The organism is Aminipila luticellarii, assembly GCF_004103735.1.
GTDB lineage: Bacteria > Bacillota > Clostridia > Peptostreptococcales > Anaerovoracaceae > Aminipila > Aminipila luticellarii.
Map to the genome: position 1 here is coordinate 2,089,962 of NZ_CP035281.1, position 17,705 is coordinate 2,107,666.

Annotated in this window: 30 protein-coding genes and 1 other RNA gene; 7 read left to right on the plus strand and 24 right to left on the minus strand. The window is 41.1% G+C overall.

Annotated features, from left to right (window positions below):
* Window positions 1-18: 18 nt before the first annotated feature.
* The 10 genes from EQM06_RS09700 to EQM06_RS12900 all read right to left on the minus strand — a co-directional run bounded on the left by EQM06_RS09700 (window position 19) and on the right by EQM06_RS12900 (window position 4,070).
* Complete coding sequence (locus tag EQM06_RS09700) at window positions 19-291, minus strand: hypothetical protein (RefSeq protein ID WP_128746247.1); 273 nt, start codon at window positions 289-291, stop codon at window positions 19-21.
* Complete coding sequence (locus tag EQM06_RS09705; RefSeq protein WP_164914423.1) at window positions 275-1,150, minus strand: PD-(D/E)XK nuclease-like domain-containing protein; 876 nt, start codon at window positions 1,148-1,150, stop codon at window positions 275-277. Before EQM06_RS09705 ends, EQM06_RS09700 begins: the two co-directional genes overlap by 17 nt.
* Window positions 1,131-2,048, minus strand: coding sequence for a recombinase RecT (locus tag EQM06_RS09710; RefSeq protein ID WP_230974953.1), 918 nt, complete (start codon window positions 2,046-2,048; stop codon window positions 1,131-1,133). The genes EQM06_RS09705 and EQM06_RS09710 overlap by 20 nt, the downstream gene beginning before the upstream one ends.
* Before the next feature lie 219 nt (window positions 2,049-2,267).
* A complete protein-coding gene (locus EQM06_RS09715) occupies window positions 2,268-2,642 on the minus strand; it encodes a DUF3846 domain-containing protein (protein ID WP_128746249.1) in 375 nt (124 codons plus the stop codon).
* A gap of 14 nt (window positions 2,643-2,656) precedes the next feature.
* On the minus strand, window positions 2,657-2,989 hold the full coding sequence (locus EQM06_RS09720) for a hypothetical protein (RefSeq protein WP_128746250.1): 333 nt from the start codon (window positions 2,987-2,989) through the stop codon (window positions 2,657-2,659).
* Between the two features lie 16 nt (window positions 2,990-3,005).
* Window positions 3,006-3,134 (minus strand): hypothetical protein, encoded by a 129-nt coding sequence (locus tag EQM06_RS13270; RefSeq protein ID WP_269140031.1) that lies wholly within the window; start codon window positions 3,132-3,134, stop codon window positions 3,006-3,008.
* A complete protein-coding gene (locus EQM06_RS13560; RefSeq protein WP_164914424.1) occupies window positions 3,135-3,413 on the minus strand; it encodes an AbrB/MazE/SpoVT family DNA-binding domain-containing protein in 279 nt (92 codons plus the stop codon).
* Between the two features lie 13 nt (window positions 3,414-3,426).
* On the minus strand, window positions 3,427-3,621 hold the full coding sequence (locus EQM06_RS09730; RefSeq protein ID WP_128746251.1) for a hypothetical protein: 195 nt from the start codon (window positions 3,619-3,621) through the stop codon (window positions 3,427-3,429).
* A 9-nt stretch (window positions 3,622-3,630) separates the two neighbouring features.
* On the minus strand, window positions 3,631-3,897 hold the full coding sequence (locus EQM06_RS09735; RefSeq protein WP_128746252.1) for a stage V sporulation protein S: 267 nt from the start codon (window positions 3,895-3,897) through the stop codon (window positions 3,631-3,633).
* An 11-nt stretch (window positions 3,898-3,908) separates the two neighbouring features.
* Entirely contained in the window at window positions 3,909-4,070 is a 162-nt protein-coding gene (locus tag EQM06_RS12900; RefSeq protein WP_164914425.1) for a hypothetical protein, read from the minus strand.
* Between the two features lie 92 nt (window positions 4,071-4,162).
* On the opposite strand from EQM06_RS12900, the gene EQM06_RS09740 reads away from it, so the two are divergent.
* Complete coding sequence (locus EQM06_RS09740) at window positions 4,163-4,297, plus strand: zinc ribbon-containing protein (protein WP_128746253.1); 135 nt, start codon at window positions 4,163-4,165, stop codon at window positions 4,295-4,297.
* On the opposite strand, the gene EQM06_RS12905 is transcribed toward EQM06_RS09740, so the two are convergent.
* From EQM06_RS12905 to EQM06_RS09750, 3 genes are all read right to left on the minus strand, one after another.
* Window positions 4,294-4,440, minus strand: coding sequence for a hypothetical protein (locus EQM06_RS12905; RefSeq protein WP_164914426.1), 147 nt, complete (start codon window positions 4,438-4,440; stop codon window positions 4,294-4,296). The two genes, EQM06_RS09740 and EQM06_RS12905, sit on opposite strands and share 4 nt — an antisense overlap.
* Before the next feature lie 42 nt (window positions 4,441-4,482).
* Window positions 4,483-4,686 carry a helix-turn-helix domain-containing protein gene (locus EQM06_RS09745; RefSeq protein WP_128746254.1) on the minus strand — a complete coding sequence of 68 codons (204 nt, stop codon included), beginning with the start codon at window positions 4,684-4,686 and terminating at the stop codon, window positions 4,483-4,485.
* Window positions 4,687-4,765: 79 nt separating this feature from the next.
* On the minus strand, window positions 4,766-4,969 hold the full coding sequence (locus tag EQM06_RS09750) for a helix-turn-helix transcriptional regulator (RefSeq protein ID WP_128746255.1): 204 nt from the start codon (window positions 4,967-4,969) through the stop codon (window positions 4,766-4,768).
* A gap of 154 nt (window positions 4,970-5,123) precedes the next feature.
* On the opposite strand from EQM06_RS09750, the gene EQM06_RS09755 reads away from it, so the two are divergent.
* The 4 genes from EQM06_RS09755 to EQM06_RS09770 all read left to right on the plus strand — a co-directional run bounded on the left by EQM06_RS09755 (window position 5,124) and on the right by EQM06_RS09770 (window position 8,163).
* Entirely contained in the window at window positions 5,124-5,516 is a 393-nt protein-coding gene (locus tag EQM06_RS09755) for a helix-turn-helix domain-containing protein (protein ID WP_128746256.1), read from the plus strand.
* 16 nt (window positions 5,517-5,532) lie between these two features.
* Entirely contained in the window at window positions 5,533-5,757 is a 225-nt protein-coding gene (locus EQM06_RS09760) for a hypothetical protein (protein WP_128746257.1), read from the plus strand.
* 219 nt (window positions 5,758-5,976) lie between these two features.
* Window positions 5,977-6,855, plus strand: a complete 879-nt coding sequence (locus EQM06_RS09765) for an Abi family protein (RefSeq protein ID WP_205666546.1) — start codon at window positions 5,977-5,979, stop codon at window positions 6,853-6,855.
* A gap of 153 nt (window positions 6,856-7,008) precedes the next feature.
* Window positions 7,009-8,163 carry a tyrosine-type recombinase/integrase gene (locus EQM06_RS09770; protein WP_128746259.1) on the plus strand — a complete coding sequence of 385 codons (1,155 nt, stop codon included), beginning with the start codon at window positions 7,009-7,011 and terminating at the stop codon, window positions 8,161-8,163.
* Between the two features lie 67 nt (window positions 8,164-8,230).
* Here EQM06_RS09770 and ssrA read toward each other — a convergent pair.
* From ssrA to EQM06_RS09800, 6 genes are all read right to left on the minus strand, one after another.
* Window positions 8,231-8,602, minus strand: a transfer-messenger RNA (tmRNA) gene (gene ssrA / locus EQM06_RS09775).
* Window positions 8,603-8,606: 4 nt separating this feature from the next.
* Window positions 8,607-8,849, minus strand: a complete 243-nt coding sequence (locus tag EQM06_RS09780; protein ID WP_128746260.1) for a permease of phosphate ABC transporter — start codon at window positions 8,847-8,849, stop codon at window positions 8,607-8,609.
* 162 nt (window positions 8,850-9,011) lie between these two features.
* Window positions 9,012-9,308, minus strand: coding sequence for a hypothetical protein (locus tag EQM06_RS09785; RefSeq protein ID WP_128746261.1), 297 nt, complete (start codon window positions 9,306-9,308; stop codon window positions 9,012-9,014).
* Between the two features lie 17 nt (window positions 9,309-9,325).
* A complete protein-coding gene (smpB, locus tag EQM06_RS09790) occupies window positions 9,326-9,793 on the minus strand; it encodes an SsrA-binding protein SmpB (protein ID WP_128746262.1) in 468 nt (155 codons plus the stop codon).
* Window positions 9,794-9,859: 66 nt separating this feature from the next.
* Window positions 9,860-10,369, minus strand: coding sequence for a signal peptidase I (gene lepB / locus EQM06_RS09795; RefSeq protein WP_128746263.1), 510 nt, complete (start codon window positions 10,367-10,369; stop codon window positions 9,860-9,862).
* A gap of 11 nt (window positions 10,370-10,380) precedes the next feature.
* Window positions 10,381-11,349, minus strand: coding sequence for an RluA family pseudouridine synthase (locus EQM06_RS09800; RefSeq protein ID WP_128746264.1), 969 nt, complete (start codon window positions 11,347-11,349; stop codon window positions 10,381-10,383).
* 139 nt (window positions 11,350-11,488) lie between these two features.
* On the opposite strand from EQM06_RS09800, the gene EQM06_RS09805 reads away from it, so the two are divergent.
* On the plus strand, window positions 11,489-11,977 hold the full coding sequence (locus tag EQM06_RS09805; RefSeq protein ID WP_128746265.1) for a hypothetical protein: 489 nt from the start codon (window positions 11,489-11,491) through the stop codon (window positions 11,975-11,977).
* Window positions 11,978-12,062: 85 nt separating this feature from the next.
* Here EQM06_RS09805 and EQM06_RS09810 read toward each other — a convergent pair whose 3' ends face one another.
* Window positions 12,063-12,344 carry a hypothetical protein gene (locus EQM06_RS09810; protein WP_128746266.1) on the minus strand — a complete coding sequence of 94 codons (282 nt, stop codon included), beginning with the start codon at window positions 12,342-12,344 and terminating at the stop codon, window positions 12,063-12,065.
* A 118-nt stretch (window positions 12,345-12,462) separates the two neighbouring features.
* On the opposite strand from EQM06_RS09810, the gene EQM06_RS09815 reads away from it, so the two are divergent.
* A complete protein-coding gene (locus tag EQM06_RS09815) occupies window positions 12,463-12,906 on the plus strand; it encodes a hypothetical protein (RefSeq protein WP_128746267.1) in 444 nt (147 codons plus the stop codon).
* Window positions 12,907-12,954: 48 nt separating this feature from the next.
* Here EQM06_RS09815 and fba read toward each other — a convergent pair whose 3' ends face one another.
* The 4 genes from fba to EQM06_RS09835 form a co-directional block, all read right to left on the minus strand.
* Complete coding sequence (gene fba / locus EQM06_RS09820; protein WP_128746268.1) at window positions 12,955-13,884, minus strand: class II fructose-1,6-bisphosphate aldolase; 930 nt, start codon at window positions 13,882-13,884, stop codon at window positions 12,955-12,957.
* Window positions 13,885-13,954: 70 nt separating this feature from the next.
* Window positions 13,955-16,147: a carbohydrate-binding domain-containing protein gene (locus EQM06_RS09825; RefSeq protein ID WP_164914427.1), complete on the minus strand. Its 2,193-nt coding sequence runs from the start codon at window positions 16,145-16,147 to the stop codon at window positions 13,955-13,957.
* 18 nt (window positions 16,148-16,165) lie between these two features.
* Window positions 16,166-16,846 (minus strand): DUF4956 domain-containing protein, encoded by a 681-nt coding sequence (locus tag EQM06_RS09830; protein ID WP_128746270.1) that lies wholly within the window; start codon window positions 16,844-16,846, stop codon window positions 16,166-16,168.
* Window positions 16,839-17,576: a polyphosphate polymerase domain-containing protein gene (locus tag EQM06_RS09835; protein WP_128746271.1), complete on the minus strand. Its 738-nt coding sequence runs from the start codon at window positions 17,574-17,576 to the stop codon at window positions 16,839-16,841. The genes EQM06_RS09830 and EQM06_RS09835 overlap by 8 nt, the downstream gene beginning before the upstream one ends.
* Window positions 17,577-17,705: the final 129 nt, after the last annotated feature.

Here is a 17,705-nt window from a genome sequence, read left to right on the forward strand (position 1 = left end):
TATCACCTCCCACATTCTTTACTTTCCGCAAGTCCATACATGCGGCATATAACCTTTTTTTACCTTAGTTCTGTTCATGCCTTTAAAAGGCTCATATATCAAACAGTCTTTTAAAATCACTGCATCCCAGTTCAAATATTCTACAAGCCACCGCCTGCCCTCACCCGGGATAAAAAGTACCGGCTCTTCATTCACTGCAATCCACATATCAGATATCAGTCTCACCCATTTGATCTTTTCTCCGCAGTCAGGGCAGAAGTCTGGCCCCCGATGCCTATCCGTTAAGCGCATAATCCTCAACCCTTGGATCACGATGTCCCGGCTCCAGCTTGAAGTATTCTATCGCACCGGTAATCCTCTTGGTGCCTCTGCAATAATCACATACGCCGCACCGTTTCGGCTTGATCTCCCCGCTTTTGATACGCTGGATATGTCCAATACGCTCATATAACTTATCCAGTTCAAGGTCTAGCCGCTGCCTGTGATTTAGGCAAACAATCTCTTTGTCTGGCGGATCCTGTTTGGAAAGGCACACCAATATGAAATACGGGTCCACATTTTTCCCGGTAAACTGCTTTTCAATCTCCATGTAGACTGCAGCTCTCATCAGATAGCCATAGTTCTCAACAAATGTCACTCTTTTACCATACTCAGGATTCCATGCGGTTTCCCAAATATTTGCAACGGTTTTCCAGTCAATGATCATCCTTGTATCTGGTATATATTTGTCAAGCCTTATCTTCCATGGATAAACTCCAAAGAGCTTGCCAGTGATGATCTTCTCGTTTTCTCCCGGCATATCAATGAGCCTTTTTATGGCAGGATCCTTTTCTGCTGTTGCGATCATCTTATCGGCCAGTTCAAAAGGAGCATATTTCCCAACGACTTCTAACCCTCTAGCCTTTGTGGTCTTTGTCTTATAAATATCACCAAAATGCTCCTGACAAAACTGCTGGTGTGCTTCTTCACCCTCAAAATGGGTATGAAAGTAATTTCCCACCAAGAACGCTTCAGATTCCTTTCTCTGAAATCTGCCCTGAAGGGAGGCTAATGCTTTAGCCTCACACTCCATAAATGCATCATACTGGGAACAGGACAAATACTCTTTATCCGCTTCATTGGTATAATAGTTATCCCTGGTTAGCTTCATCAGTTTCGCCCCTTTCTTCATCTTCGCCCGCTTCTATAGGCTCATCTTCAAAAGGAGTTCCGGCAAAGATATTTTCGTTCATTTCCTCTATCTTCTTGGCATCCTCAACGTCAACGATCACCTCCGCGTCCGTATCATATATAAGCCTGTCTTCTTTTGAATAGTCAGACTCAGTAGTTCTGTTGTATGCCTCTGTCAAAATAGCGGAGTCATCGGAAGTATTGACAAACATTTTGCAAGCTCTGTTGATTACAGTCTTTTTGGCCATTTCCTCGGTAAAATTCTTATGGGCTCCGCTGTTTCCTTTTGTCGCACCCTGACCCCATGCTTTTCTAATCTGCTCCATGGTCATAATCTCAACAAAGTTATCTGCATTCTCCCGGATCACTACCGCATAGGCTCCCCTGATCTTAGTAATGTCTATATTCTCAAAAGACTGAGTGTGCTTAACGATCTTCCTGTTCCCAGTGTTCACATCAATCTCATATTCAAATAAGTCTCCCTCATAAATGCAATTAGCAAATACATCTTTTACATCACTGAATCTCTTGGCTACAGCTACAGTACCCATATAGCTTCGGCTTAACTGGAGCTGATTGCCGTATGGCACGAAATAGCATTGCTTCTTTGCAGGACTTAATCCCTGCACTACCATATCAAGGAGTGCATTACAAATGCTTTCTTTACTGCATGTATTTAATGCTAAATTCTGATTGCGGTCCTTTACTTCCTGAAGGATCAGCCATGCAGATTTTAAAGCATTTTCAGGTGAATAGTCTGCAGGAGTAATCAGTTCCCCTCTCGATGTAAGCTGACTTACTCTGCCTAAAACCATATCTGTTATATTTCTCTCTTTTTTTGCAACTTCATTTCCCATCCTATTTATCCTCACTTTCATAAGGGCATCTCCCCGCAGCCCCGCAGGTTCCATCTTCACTATCTACAAGGGAGCACATAAGCCCCATATACTTACAATACATACGCTTTACCTCTCTTTTTTCTCTATTACATGTACCAACACTGCATGTACCATCATGCCAATTAACATTGCTGCACCAACACTCTTTAGCCATGCAATATATGTGTCCATGCATTCTGGCCATTTGTTCCCAGCTTGTCATTCTTGACAATTCCCGAAATCTGATGTACTCTTAACTTGATTATTTGTAAATGCACTTACGTCTGAGGTTGCCGCCTCGGTAGGTGCTTTTTCTTTTCTAAACAATAATTCTAAAATTCCTTTTGGAACATCAGAAAATTCATCACCGTTAACTCCTGCCACTATGATGCTACCCACAAAATCCACTCCAAGTAGGTTACAGTTATGCGCCTTTCCCTTTAAACGTCCTTCCTCATCACAAAGGATTACCAGATCAGTTGCGATGGTAACTGACTCAATATATCCGCCTACTTCTTTTTGAAGAGCCTCTAGGGTATTATCAATTTGAATTTCTTCTGCAGCTTCACCTGGTCTTTTTCTTAATGCTTTCATAAACAACTACCTCCTTACTCACAATTTTCCAATTCATCTTTAAGCGCTTTTATTATCCAGTTCAGCGTGAATATTTCTGCATCTAGCACTGTAGTCGGAGTTAACGCAAGCTCTTGTTTTTTCTCAAACTGTTCTGTCAGCTTTCTGCGCTCTGCATCATTTATGCTTCCATATCCAAATGCATCCTGTATATCATCGATAGATTCAAATCCACCAATCATAATTTTCTTGCTTTGCTGTCTTACTTCACTTTTAACCTTTAAATCAGTCCTTCTGCGGAGTAACGGCTTTAATACTTTTTCAAGACCTTTTTTATATATCTTGATATCTCCCTGCCATTCACTCATACACAATCGCCTCCTATCATGATGCCCACAACTCCCGCAGCCCTTTATTGGTCTGCTCTTTGTAAGCCTTAAGCCCCTCAAAAGTCGGTATCCAGCCGAACCGGATACAGCTATCCATGTAAGCCTTTAAAATCTTGGTATTCAATTACTTCTTACCTCCTACGACTACATTTGCCTGTTTTAGTAGACTAAGAACTTCCTGATCCGGTGCATCCTGAGTCTCCTCTATGTAGTCAATCAGGTCTGAAATCTTCTCGCTTACCTCCCGGCGGGTATCATATTTTTTCAAAATAATCTCGCCAGCATTGTCTACGAATATTTCAAGCGGGTCGCCTTCTTTGATTCCCAATACCCTGCGAAGCTCCTTTGGCAAAACCACCCTGCCTAGATCATCCACTCTTCTAACGATTCCTGTTGCTTTCATTTTTCTTTACCTCCTAAAAATACTTGGGATTATTTATTCCCTCTGCTATAATTTCATGATTTAGCGTCATGAACTCTTCGATCGTTAACGCTCCCAGCTGACGAGCCATTTGAGCCTTACCGTATATCCTGTAAAGCTCTCGATTTGGCATCTTGTCTCCTTGCTTTATCTGCTCGGTCTCTACCATAAGCTGTTGATATATGTTCACACCCAAGACTTACCTCCTCCCCACATATAGCACCATGGCCGTCCGCGGCTCTCCATCAAGTTCGATGTCTCTAAACCCCGGCACACATACCAGGTCTATACCTATCGGCGCCACATATCCTCTTGCAATGGCTACGGCCTTTACTGCCTGGTTTACCGCTCCTGCTCCAATAGCTTGTACCTCTGCTGGCTTACCTTCTCTTACTACTGCCGCCAGTGCTCCGGCCACAGCGTTGGGGCTCGACTTTGATGATACTTTTAAAATTTCTGTGTTCATGATGTTCCTCCTTATTCGCTCCATCCATACAGCCAAGCTGCATTACCGGTTCTTGCATTCTCGATGACAAGAGCCCTTAGGTTCGCCTTTATATGGAATTTTCCAAAGACGATGTGTAAGGTACTGTTCGCTCTGGAATAACGGATTCCGGTCTTGTTTCCATACTTATTCATAATGTTCCTCCTTTTGTTAAAATAACTATTTATGAATAATTGGTAATATTTTACTTTTTGTTGTATAATCTCCTTAGAAAGGAGGTGCTTTTATGGCAAAGACTGGAGAAAAACCCGGAAAAGGTACATATGTATGCAAAACATGTGGGCAGGTTGTAGTTCTTGATGATAATACAGATACTCTTCCTCCATGTCCAAAATGTGGTGGTACTACTTACAGGCCTTAATATGTCTGAAAATGTTTAGACCATACCACCTTACCAAACCACTGACGCCACACTGCGATCTGACTATTGCCGTTGGCGTCTTTGTATTTGCTCCAATACATTAATGGCAGTAATTGTTTAATTTTAAAAAGTAACTCTTTCATTTTCTTTTCACCTCCTCTCTGCTCGTCCGAGATCCGCGCCGTTTAGGGCTGTGCTGCTAGTAGGTCAGCCGAAGCACCTTCTTCCTGCCTTCTGATAAATTCATCAAGACTATCTTTTCTAAACAGCAACTTCCTTCCCACCTTGAAGTGCGGGATCTCGCCACGGCGGGCGCTCTTAATCACGGTGTCGTAATGAATGTGTAAATACACTGCTGTTTCGTGGCTGTCAAATACTGTGTTTTCCATGTGGCTATGCCTCCTTTCTGTTGATTTTATTGATTGGTGCCTGTGAAAGTTATTGATGTTTGCAAATGCCTATTACGGTTTAACCGTTATTGTTGGGTAAAAAAATAATATCATCATACTTTATCTTATAAACTTCTTCCATGCGCTTAATAATGGGCACATCAGGATATGATACTCCCCTTTCATAGTTGCTTAGCGTATCCTTGCTGATCTTTAAACAGTTTGCGGCCTTGACTTGTGTAAGTCCAACATTTATCCTAGCCGCTTTAAGGGTCACTCCCATACAATTTCCTCCTCTCGTTTTTATATTTTGTAGCTTTAGTTTATCACGACTAAATCGTTTTGTAAACGATTATTTCGTAATTTTATAAAAAAATAATTGATTTTTTTACGATAAAGCCGTATAATCTAAATAATAAATGGTCGGAGGTACCAAAATGAGTGATTTAGGAAATAAAGAAATATTCGCTAAAAATCTAAACTATTATATGGATTTAAATGGCAAGGCAAGAAATGATATCTGCAACGATCTAGGATTCCCATATTCAACCTTCACAGATTGGACTAATGGCAATGTATACCCCCGCATTGATAAAATAGAAATGTTAGCAAACTATTTCGGCGTCGAAAAGTCCGATCTAATAGAAGATAAGTCGAAATTGCTAGATAAAGAAGACGAGCTCACCCAATATCTGGACGAGCTCCACAAGCGGCCAGAGATGAAGATGCTTTTCAAAGTGGCCAAGGGTGCAACAAAAGAAGACGTTGAAAAAGCGGTTAAGATTATAGAAATGTTTAGAAATCATAGTTCAGACGAAGATGATATTTAAAAGGAGATTGATAAGGTTGGATTCAATGATAATCAGGAAGGTAGATCTTCCGATCGAAGTTGATGGGATCACTGTACTTGATGAAAATGGTGACTATAACATATATTTAAATTCCAGGCTCTCATATGATAGTCAAGCAGATGCTTTTAGGCACGAAGTAGAGCATGTCAGACAAGGGCATTTTTATAGATATGAAGATATTAAGGTGTTAGAGGAACAAGCAGAATATAACGTGGGATAATATACATTTAAAATGAATATTCATTCATAAAGGAGTAAAAAAGTTCAATATTATAGTAGTATTGTATAAAATAATGTAGAAAATTTTCACTTTTTGTGAATGAATATGGTTGACAAATTAGGTTTAGGGGCATAATATAAAGTACAACGGAACTCGCCGAGCCTCTATTGCTTTTGTAATATGCGTAACATGGCGAGTATTTTGGTTTTTGAGGTTTTTATGTTAAACGAAGGAAAAACAAAAGAATTTAAAACAATTGAAGAACAATTGAAAATCTTAAAAGAACGAGGGCTTATCATAGATGATGAAGAGCAAGCCTTGCATATTCTGCTCACGACTAATTACTATCGACTAAGTGCATATTCGCTTACTTTACGAAAAAGTAATCATTTCTATGATGAAATTACCCTAGATAATATTGTTGAGCTATATTTATTTGATGATAACTTTCGAAGCTTAATCATGCAATACACATCTTTTATTGAAATTGCTTTTAGAACTTACATTTCATATCATCATTCGGAGAAATATGGTCCATTAGGATATATACTAAATGATAACTTTGATAATAAGCTTTTACATGCTTCTTTTCTGAAAGAATTAGATCGTGAAATATCACGGTCAGATGACACTTTTATAGACCATCATCGCAAAGATCTTAACAGCGTTTATCCCTTTTGGGTGGCAATAGAAGTGACGACCTTCGGTGTTTTATCTAAACTCTTTAAAAATTTACATACAGATGAGCGTACTTACATCTCAAAAAAGTATTATAAAGTTCACCGAGAATACGTTGAAAACTGGTTGCAAGCTACTGTGCTTGCAAGAAATATATCCGCACATGGTAGCAGATTTTATAATAGGAAAATACGTTCATGCCCCGTAAAGCTTGATAAGAAAATGCAAGGGAGGTTTGATTCTATGTCCCCATTTGCTTTTGTATTTGCCATATATAAGCTTTTACCCTCAAATAAGCTTCGTCTCGCTTTCAAGAAGGAGTTAATCTCGCTTTTTAAAAGATATCCTTTTGCACAAGAAAAGCATATGGGGTTCCCTGAGAACTGGATTAAGCTATTAGAAGAACAAACTATACCGTAAAAAAAACAAAAGCCCCCATCTCTGGGAGCTAATGTATATAGGTTGTAATGATACAACCCATGTCTCGCAAGCATATTGTATCATTACCGCCCTTAAAGCACAAGCATTTAAGGGTATTTTTGTACCCCAAATCAATACAAAGGAGGTAATGACATGCCAGGAACTTATAGAAAGAGAGGTAAAGATTCTTATCTTTTGGAAGTATGCATAGGCGCGGACTATACCGGTAAGCCAATCAGGTATAATAAAACGGTGCATTGCAAATCACCTAGGGAAGCAGATAAAGCACTCGCTAAATTTTATACCGATTGTGAGGCTGGCAACTATGCCAAAGAAAGTACGCTTACCATAAGTCAGCTTTGCGACCTTTACATGAAAGAGCATGCCAAGCACAGCGTAAAAGCATCCACTTATAGCAAGTATGCTGTACTAATTAAAAATCAGATCAAGCCATACATAGGAAAAAAGAAGGCAAATAAGATTACTGTGCTGCAGCTGCAGCAATGGATTAATGATCTGTATGAAAGCGGACTTTCTAACAAAAGTGTCCATTGTGCTTTTTCGCTTTTACGCACTATATTTACCACAGTGAAAAAATGGCAGCTTATATCTGCTAATCCCTGTGAAGATGTGACATTGAAGCCGCTGAGACCCGCAGAGGCCGATTTTTATAATAGGGATGAAGTATTTATTCTAATTGATAAAATCATGGCTCTCAGCAACGATGAACTGACCTACAAAGTAGCTGTCATGCTGGACCTGTTTACCGGCTTGAGAGCAAGTGAAATATGCGGATTAAAATGGGAAGACATTTACTGGGGTGAGAAAAGCCTGACTGTTGAAAGAAACAGATCTTATGTGCACGGATTTGGAGTTGTTGAAGATTCACCTAAAACTAAAAAAAGCCAGCGAACAATTTCTGTACCGGTATTATGTATAAATCTACTGAAAGAGTATCAATTGTACCAGAAGAAAGAAAAAATCAGACTGGGCTCAAAATGGAATAATTCAGGCTATGTTTTTGTCAATGAATTTGGGGAGCCAATTTTCCCGAGAAACATAAACAGATGGTTCCCAAATTTCATAAAGCGGGAAGGCCTTAGGAAAATTACCTTTCATCAACTAAGACATACTCACACATCTATCCTGGATTATCTGGGCGTAAGTGAAATACAAATCAGTAAAAGATTAGGACACAGTCAGCTATCCACGACCAGAAATACTTATACTCATATCTTCAATAATTCTGATCAGGAAGCCGCACAAAAGATGGATGATTATTTCTCAAAACTCATCAACCAAAAATAATTTTTACGACAATTTTACGACAAATGGCATTTCTAAAAAAATAACCGTTGAAATTTCAACGGTTTTGTGGTGGAGATGAGGAGAGTCGAACTCCTGTCCGAAAGCATTTCCACATGAATTTCTCCGAGCGCAGCCAATGTTTTATTGCTTCGCCTCTTTAAGCGCCCGTTGGCAGGCTCTTAAATTAGCTATCCTATAAGTCCTCCGTGCTACTAGGAGCTCACACAGAGTTTTCCCGTATGTCGACGCCGGATTCTGCACCTACGGGTGAATGCAGGCCGACGACGCTACCGCTGTGCGCGGCGCTGAACTATGCAGCTAATGCGTAATTGTTATTATTTTTAGCGTTTATATTTAACGTGCCATTTTTAACGCAGACTTGGCAAACTGCGGCTCGCTTATCAGGCTTCTACACCCCCGTCGAAACCTTTACATCCCCACATTCAATAGATCTTCTTACATTCCGGCTTCACTTCCAGAAATACAGAAGCTGTTTTAATTGCCAGTGGGACACAGGTTGTAACAAATAAAAACTTAGCACCAAACCGTACCGGTTTTTTCGCTTTATCGGAAGCAGAGGTTCCAATCATCACGCCCATAGAGCATAATGCTACTTGCATCAGAACCCTATCCTTCCAGTCGACTTTTTTCATATATCGATCTGCACAATCCAATAACTCTTTCATAGTCACCCTCATTTCTTTTCGGATCAACATGTAACTTATATGGATTATTATGCGCTAAGCTATTCTGTTTTATTTATATTCATACTAATTATACACAATAAATGTTCAAAAGCAACATGAATTTTACATAAAAATTTATATAAAATTTAACATACATTTCTGCTAAAAATACTGCTTTATTTTCTCGCCTATTATTTCAAGTACCGAACCGTAACCGCCCACGCACTCCCAATCGTCTGCGATATAAAACTTTACAACGTCATAGATCAAGTCTTTATAGCCTTCTAACACCTCTTCCTTTGAAGAGCATCCTCTTTTTTTCATCTGCTCCACGTCGGATTCTGCGTATTCTACTTTTATCTTGCATCGCTTCTTTTCAGGATCGTCTGTTACATCAACGATTGAAATGTCGCAATTTGTATAAAAAGGAGCATCTGGTATCAGCTTAATTTTTCTCATGGATATGTCCCCACCTTCTAATACGTTTTAGATTCCCGCCTGACAGCCTGCTGCATTTTTCGATCTGCGTCTTTTTTGGCCATATCTTCCCGCTTATCATAGTTTTTCTTTCCTCTGGCCACAGCCAATTCCATCTTCGCTCTGCCCTGCTGATTGATATACACATTCAAGGGAACCAAAGTCAACCCTTTTAGCGTAGTTAACCCAATCAGTTTGCGTATTTCCTGTTTATGGAGCAGTAATTTTCTGGGTCTGATCGGATCTACATTAAATCGGTTTCCCTGTTCATAGGGGCTTATATGCATTCCATAAATGACCAGCTCACCACCCTCAAGCTTCGCATAGCTCTCTTTAATATTGATCTTACCCTTTCGAATCGATTTGATTTCTGTTCCGGTAAGAACAATTCCGGCTTCATAAACATCCTCTATAAAATACTCATGTCTTGCCTTCTTATTATTAGCAACTATCTTTTTTTCTTTCATACTATCTGCTCTCCTTTCGAAGGGCGTTTTCTGCCTGCTTGTTTTTCTTAAACAACGTCCCCGACTTTAAAACGTTCTTATTTCATTGAACGGATACAGCCTTACAAAAGCCTTCCCCAGCACGTCATCAATCTTTACACATCCTACTTCGGCCAGCCTGCTGTCAATACTTACGAGCCGGTTATCTCCCATCACAAAGAGCTCACCCTCTGGAATCTTCAGATTTTCAATGTCTCCGTCTGTATATCCATCTTTGGTAAAACTTTGATCTAACATTTTATCATTAATATAAACATTGCCTTCTTTAATGGTAATAGTCTCTCCGGGCAGTCCGATGACTCTTTTGATCAGCATTTTTTCTTTACCGTTTTCCAGCTTTAACCCCGTATGGAATACAATAATGTCCCCTCTTTTCGGCTCTCCGAAATGATAGGCCTGCTTATTTAATAAAATATAGTTATTTTCATACAGGGTAGGCTGCATGGACGACTCCTTTACGATGGTCGGTTTGATGAACTGCATGATGACAAATGCGATGATGACCGCTATTACTATTTCCTTAATGAATCCTTTCATTTCTAATCCCCCTAATCGAATAATTCTTGTCTGATGTTTTCCAGATTTTCCGGCAGCTTGCCTTCTATCTCTTTTCCTATCATATATTGGAGCGGCTCTTCTGCCTTATGAAAGGATAATTTATATGCGTGAAGGAACTGTGTTGTCAATCCAAACTTTTTTTCAATCCATCTGTTTGCTGATGGATTCCCATACTTTGTATCACCTATGACCGGATACCCCGCACCGCCCAAATGTGCCCGTATCTGATGCGTTCTACCCGTTACAAGCTCAACCTCAACCAAAGTAAACCCATTTTTTGAAATCAGAGGTCTGGCAATCGTCTCCATGACTTTACCCCCGTCTTCATCCATGGGCATCACTTTAATCATATTTTTACTGCTGTCTTTCTCCATTTTGTCCTTTAAGACTAATTCTTCTTTTAATTCTCCGGATACAACCGTCAGATAATATTTGCTCACATACCCTTTTTCCCGGATCATTAAATTAAGAGTCTGTAAGGCTTTACTATTTTTTCCAAACATAACCAATCCAGTGGTGTTTCTATCCAATCGATTTACTGGAGAAGGTACGAAGGTCCGTTCTCGGTCGGGTCTGTAATCCCCCTTCTCAATGAGATAAGAAATGACCTGATTTGCCAGATGGTTTTTCTTTTCGTGGGAATCTCCGTGAGTAAGCAAACCAAAGGGCTTCTCCACTACGATAATATTTTCATCCTCATAAGCAATATTGAACTGTCGTTTTGCTTTTTGTGCTTTTTTCGCTTTCGTAAGAGTGCCAAAATCCTCTTCACGAATATACAGAGTCAGTTCATCTCCCTGATTCAAAACCGTCTCCGCACTGCCGCGCCTGCCATTAATTTTTATATCTTTTCGGATCATTTTATAGATATAACTCAGCGGTGCATTTTTTAAGTATTTTTTCAGGAACCTGTCCAATCTCTGTTTATCTTCATTATCTGTTATTACCAATTTAATCATGAAATCATTATAACATATTCTCCATTAAATATACAACGTAACAAAAATTTAATAAATAAAGTATACTATTATTCTGCAAAATATGATAAATTATTTATATAGCATGTTTTATTACACTTTTATTTAGGGGGCTTTATCTATGGGAAAGGTTAAAGATATATTATATGATATTAGTGATATATTGACGGCATTTTGTATCGTCGTCGTTGCAGGTATTGTGATTTGGGTCAGTATTGGACATATTATGGAATATCCGTCCATGGTAGCTGCCGAATCTCAGAAGAATCAGGAAAACACAAACTTTGGGCTGGCCGTTCCCGTGGGAGACGACACGACCAGCGAAGGCGCAGTGACCGGTAATGCATCCACAGGCAGTGCCGTGGGCGGTAAAGGTACCAGCGATTCTGCTGTGGAGCTTTATTCCATATACATCAATTATGGGGAGTCCACTACTGTGATCGCTCAAAAATTTGTAGATGCAGGCCTGTTCGACTCCGTTCAACAATTTAACACTCTGGTTACGCAAATGAATGCGGCGTCATCGATCAAAGCCGGAAACTTCATTATTCCTGCCAATGCAACTCCGGAGGAAGTTATTAAAAAAATTACGACCTCGCCGGGTGCATAATTTTTGACATCAAAACAACCGCAGCTACTGCGGTTGTTTTTTATCCAAGCGGAAGTGGCGCAGCCACTTTTTTAGCTTCTTTTTCTTATTCATCCAGCATTTTCAAAAGTCCGTCTAACTTTTTTCTCTGCTCTGCAGTCATCATCGGTCTAAGGGATTTAATCATTTCCATCTGCTTGTCAAAAGCTTTTCTGTCTTTTTTCAGCACTTGCTTCAATTTAAGTATTTCCTGCAAAAGCTGGTCATCGCTTTTTCCTGAAAAGTTTTGTGTAGCCTCGGAAATCATATCTGAAGTCTTTTGAGAGTTTTTTCCTCCCAGTCCGATTTGGTTTGCCAGATCCATTAACATTTTATCATCTATACTCATATTATACCCTCCGTCATTAAGGTTTTCTCTATACTATATGCACAAAGCAAGCTATTATTTCATATTATAATACATAAGATTTTGATCACAATAAAGACTTGTTCATCGGAGGTATATTATGAACCCAATTATTGTCTTTGTTCTTTTTATGCTTCTATATCAAGAGAACAATCATTTTCCCAATCATTTTGATACATTCGGGTTAGAGAAACTTTTAGATCAGCTGAATCATGCGGTCGTTTCCCTTGACCGGATCAACCACTTAAATGAACTGGCTCACGAACCGTTTGTAAAGGGCAATATAACCCACACCATCGAAGACTCCATACATACTGTAAAGCCGTTATTCCCGGATGGTAAACCTCAGGAACATCTGGATACGATTGAATCGGTCATTGAAAGCTTTAAAAAAATAGGCAACCTCCAGAAAATGGCTCAAAATATTGGCCCTATGCTCAACATGCTAAATAACATGCCTACCGGTTCATTTTCTGAAACAGATGACACGGATTCCCGTGATTACAGTCAGCTCATAGAAAATAAAGAGGATCCTTACTTATAAGAATCCTCTTTGCAATTTCCCTGTTTTAAGTTGTACGCTCTTTATATATTATCTTTGGTTGGACGCATTCAGCACATTCTTGATTTTATGCTGAACCATTCTTTGGATTGCATCTCTGGCCGGTCCAAGATATTTTCTCGGATCAAACTCTTCGGGCTTTTCCATTAAGAGCTTCCTCACTTCGGCCGTCATAGCCAGCCTTAAATCCGTATCAATGTTTACTTTACAGATACCGTGTCCGGCAGCCGTTCTGATCATATCCTCCGGAACGCCCTGCGCTCCCGGAATATTTCCTCCATATTCATTGCATTTGGCAACAAACTCCGGCAGAACGGTGGACGCTCCGTGCAGTACTAATGGTATATCCGGAATCAGCTCATGAATCTGCTTAAGCCTTTCAAAATCCAGGTACGGTTCACCTTTAAATTTATAGGCTCCGTGACTGGTTCCGATAGCGATCGCTAAAGAATCCACTCCTGTTCTTTCTACAAATTCGGCGGCTTCGTCCGGATCTGTAAAAGTGGCAGAACGGGCATCTACCTTTATATTATCTTCCACTCCTGCCAATTTTCCAAGTTCAGCTTCTACAACTGCCCCTTTGCTGTGAGCATATTCCACCACCTGCTTGGTCAGTGCAATATTTTCTTCAAAGGCATGCTTGGAACCGTCAATCATTACAGAAGTAAATCCGTCATCCACGCACTTTTTACAAATATCAAAATCCTCCCCGTGATCCAGATGCAAAACGATGTCTAAACCGGAATCCTCCATAGCCGCTTCTACGAGCTTTAAAAGATATGCAGGTCGTGCATATTTTCTTGCTCCTGCTGAAACTTGAAGGATAAGCGGTGCATTTTCCTCTTTGGCCGCATCTACGATCCCCTGTATGATTTCCATATTATTCACATTAAATGCTCCAACCGCATAATCCTGAGTCAAAGCCTTTGCAAACATTTCTTTCGAAGTGATTAAAGCCATCTCCGTACCTCCATATTGTTAATCTCATAATATACTAACATTATATACCATCTTAACGGAGATTACACTATTAATTATTTTGCCCATTCTGCATATTTTGACGTCCGCCCTGATTCATCATACCGCCGGAGAACCCATCTCCCGATAAGTTTGTTACAATAGAATCTGCTGTAAAGCTTGCCAGTTCCGTACTTCCCGCCATAAGCTTATAGGTTGATCCCTTTTGAATCAATGGGGAGCTTATAACAATGTGGGAGAACTGTTTTTCCGGAGTGAAGGACATCACTGTCGTTCCGGAGCTGCTCACCAGTTTGAGCTCTGTTCCCGCCGCCTGAGTGGCAACTGCCGTGGCGATGGTATTTACTGTCGTTCCGGAGCTGGGTGCCTGTGCCATTCCCGATGAACCGGCCACGATCAGCGTGCCGCCTGTCACTTCAAACACACCGTCATAATCCAGGCCTGCATTGCCATTGTCCGTAGGTCCGCTTACCGCTACAGTACCGCCTGTCATGTATCCCGAACCGTTTACATCAATTCCGTCCCCGCCGGCATTCACATTGATCTTGCCGCCGCTGATTGTCAATTTGGAGGAGGCTTCCGAAGTAGATGCCGCCGAAGCCGCTGCTGTGGACGTGGATGCCGTTTGTGTTGCATTCATTCCCCACGCCCCTCTAAGTCCGGAGTTATCATTTCCGCCTGAAATATTGATGCCGTCATCGCTTGCTACAATTCGGATCGTTCCTCCGTTTAAATTCATTTCTGTACTTTCAAGGCCTTCATAGCTTTTTGTAATGTTAATATCTCCGCTGTAAATATCTAAGGTGTTATCCGCATGAATCCCGTCATCTCCGGTTGCCAGTTCAAAGTCTCCGGAAGCCACTGCTACGGAATCATTGGAATGAATTGCGTCATCCTCGCTGTCTATTTTGAAGGTTCCGTCTTGAATAACGACTTTCGTTCCCGCTTTCAGTGCTTTTGCACTTTCTGTTTCGGTTTCCGTTACAGCTGCTGCCGTTGTTGCCGTACCGGTAATCGCTGCTTTTGTGGTTTTATTTGTACCGGAAGAGGCTGCATCTTGCCCTGTCTTTTGTGTGGCCCCGCTTACTGCATCCGGTCTGATTCTTTCCGGTCTAATAGCGGAATCGGATGTGTTCTGAGGGGGCTGCATTCCCTGAAATCCGCCCTGCGGCATCTGCATACCGCTCTGAGTTGTTCCTTGTGGCATCTGCATGCCACCTTGAGTCGTTCCTTGCGGCATCTGCATGTTGCCTTGCGGCATTCGCATATTGTCTTGTGAAGTCTTAGCCTTAGCCGCAGCTGCCCCTTCTCCGGTCTTGATGGTATAGTCGCCTCCCAAGGTCAGCAGGATGGATTCTGCCTGAATTCCGTCGTTTCCGCTGGTAATGTTAAAGGCGCCGTCTGCAATGGCAATATATCCCTTTGTGGCGTCCTCGGAATTGGTCGACTTGATTCCGTCTCCCCCGGCTTTAATGGTAACGCTTCCGCTTCCGATTACTACACTGTCTTTTCCTACAATGCCGTCATCTGCTGCCTGGATGACCAGTGTGGCTTCGGTGATTTCCACATCATCCTTTCCGGTAATGCCGTCGTTGTAATTGGCGTTCACCGTCAGAGTTCCGCTTCCGTTTATTTTTAAGTCATCCTTTGAAAAAATCGCCGCACTCGGTTCTGTGGAAACTTCACCGGTTTCGCTGTCTGTTTCTTTTGCCGCATATTCATACGTATAGCTTGAACCGTCCGTAACGGTATTGGCTGTTCCGTTCGGCAGTGAAATAATCACATTTTTCCCGCAATTTTTTACATAGATAGGCGCTCCGTTCTTGCAGGTAATATTGGCATTATTCAAAACCAGTGTTACATTGGCTTCATCCGCACTGTCCACAATAATAGCGCCGTTGTTCAGCGTTCCGCTGATTACATACGTTCCTGCGGCGTTAATCAGCAGATTGCTTCCGCTGACCTCAGCCCCGGTTCCGTCAAAGGTTATACTGCCACCGTTCAAGGTGACTTTTTGGTAGTCACCAGCCGTGTAATCCGTATACGTTTTCGTCTCGGCAGCCTTAGCGGCCATGGCGGCTAACTGGGTATCTTTTTCATAAAGAACAACCTTGCTGTCCGTACCGGATACATCTGCAGCCTCAGCCGTCAATACAGAGATCCCAAAGCTGGAAAACACCATGGCTCCGGCCAGTGCTCCAACGATTACCTTTTTCTTACCCTCTTTCAGCATTTCTGTTTTCATGTTAAACATCCTTTCTTTTTACTCTCCATGCATGGTCAGCGTAATATTTAAATTTCCATTTCTCACTCTGAGCTCATCTATAAATTCTTTTTCCTGCGTACTTTGTTTTAAAGTCACTTCATAATCTACTTCATATAAAGAGCCCAAATCCGTGGTTTTTATCTTCTGCAGCGCATGTCTGCTGGTATATTTCTCAAAGACCTCATCAAATACTTTTTCATAGTTCAAGTCCTCCGGTATGATGACTTTTAATTTTCGGCCTTTCCCTTTTCCGCCAAGGCTCAGCCTTTCCAATATCAACAGGACAAGAGCCATGAATACGACAAATATACTGCTTCCAAGATACATACCTACCCCGCAGCCTACTCCGGTAGCTGTAGCGAAAAAGATGTAACCGATATCCTTGGATTCACCGGGAGCACTTCTGAACCGGATAATGGACAGGACTCCTGCCAGTGAAAAGGCTCGTGCCACATTGCTTCCTACGAACAGGATGATGACGGCTAAAATAATGGGAAGCATAATCAGGGTCAGGGAAAACCCGCCTCGATTTAATGCGTGTTTATTGGATATTAAATATGTAGCTGCAATGATAATACCTAGTCCCAAAGCGACAATCATCGCCAGAACGACCTCCGTATTGCTGACTTCCGTGCTTGAGGTCACTGCTGTTAAGTTTTGTGTAATGGAATCAAGCATAAATAACCCTCCTATCTTCTCTGCTGTTTATAAAATTTTTAAATTCTGTACCGTATTTTGAAAAACTCATTTTTCTGATCTGCTCCCTGGCAAGCAGATTGGTCAACCAGAGGGGCATCGCTTTTGAGGTCTTTATCTCCATCAGCCACAGTCCCGGCTGAAGCAGCGGTGTTCCGTAATTTCCTGCTTCCAGCCTCACATTATCCCGCCTTGACCGGATATTGGTGTCAAAGGATATTCTTAAATCCTTGTTTCCTTTCTCAAAATAAGCCATGCGGTCATACGCAATCAGCACCTTTGGATACAGCTTATACTGCCCGACCATATAAGATAATTCCTTTAAGACTTGCGGATTCATATAGTCTTCCACCGCAATCTTCCCGCCGTTTTCAATGAACCGGAACGCATCTTCAAGTGCCATTTTGGTTCTTCTCTTATTGACAAGTCCATCCACCTTTTTCTTGATCTCTAAGAAAACAATATCCTCTTTCTCCGGTACTCCATACGCCCTGAGCCGGATCTTCTCTTTATATACCGGCTTGGATAAGGATTTCCGTATCAAATAATCATCTGCTGTATCAAAATAAATATTAGAAATGGAATATAACTTTCTATTTATATTATTTTTATCAGGAGTCATGTGCTTTTCAATTTCCTCCAGTACCCTTGGCATCTGTTCTTCGGTCACAAAATATTTCTTTTCAAATCTGTTAAAAACTTCTTTAGCCATAATTTTTCTCCTTTCTGCTCCCACGCATGGCCTCTGTAATATTTCCCATGAACTATGCTCTTATTATGCCTGAGCAATGTGTAATATATGGAATTGTTATGTGAAATGAATCAAAAGAACAAGTGAAGA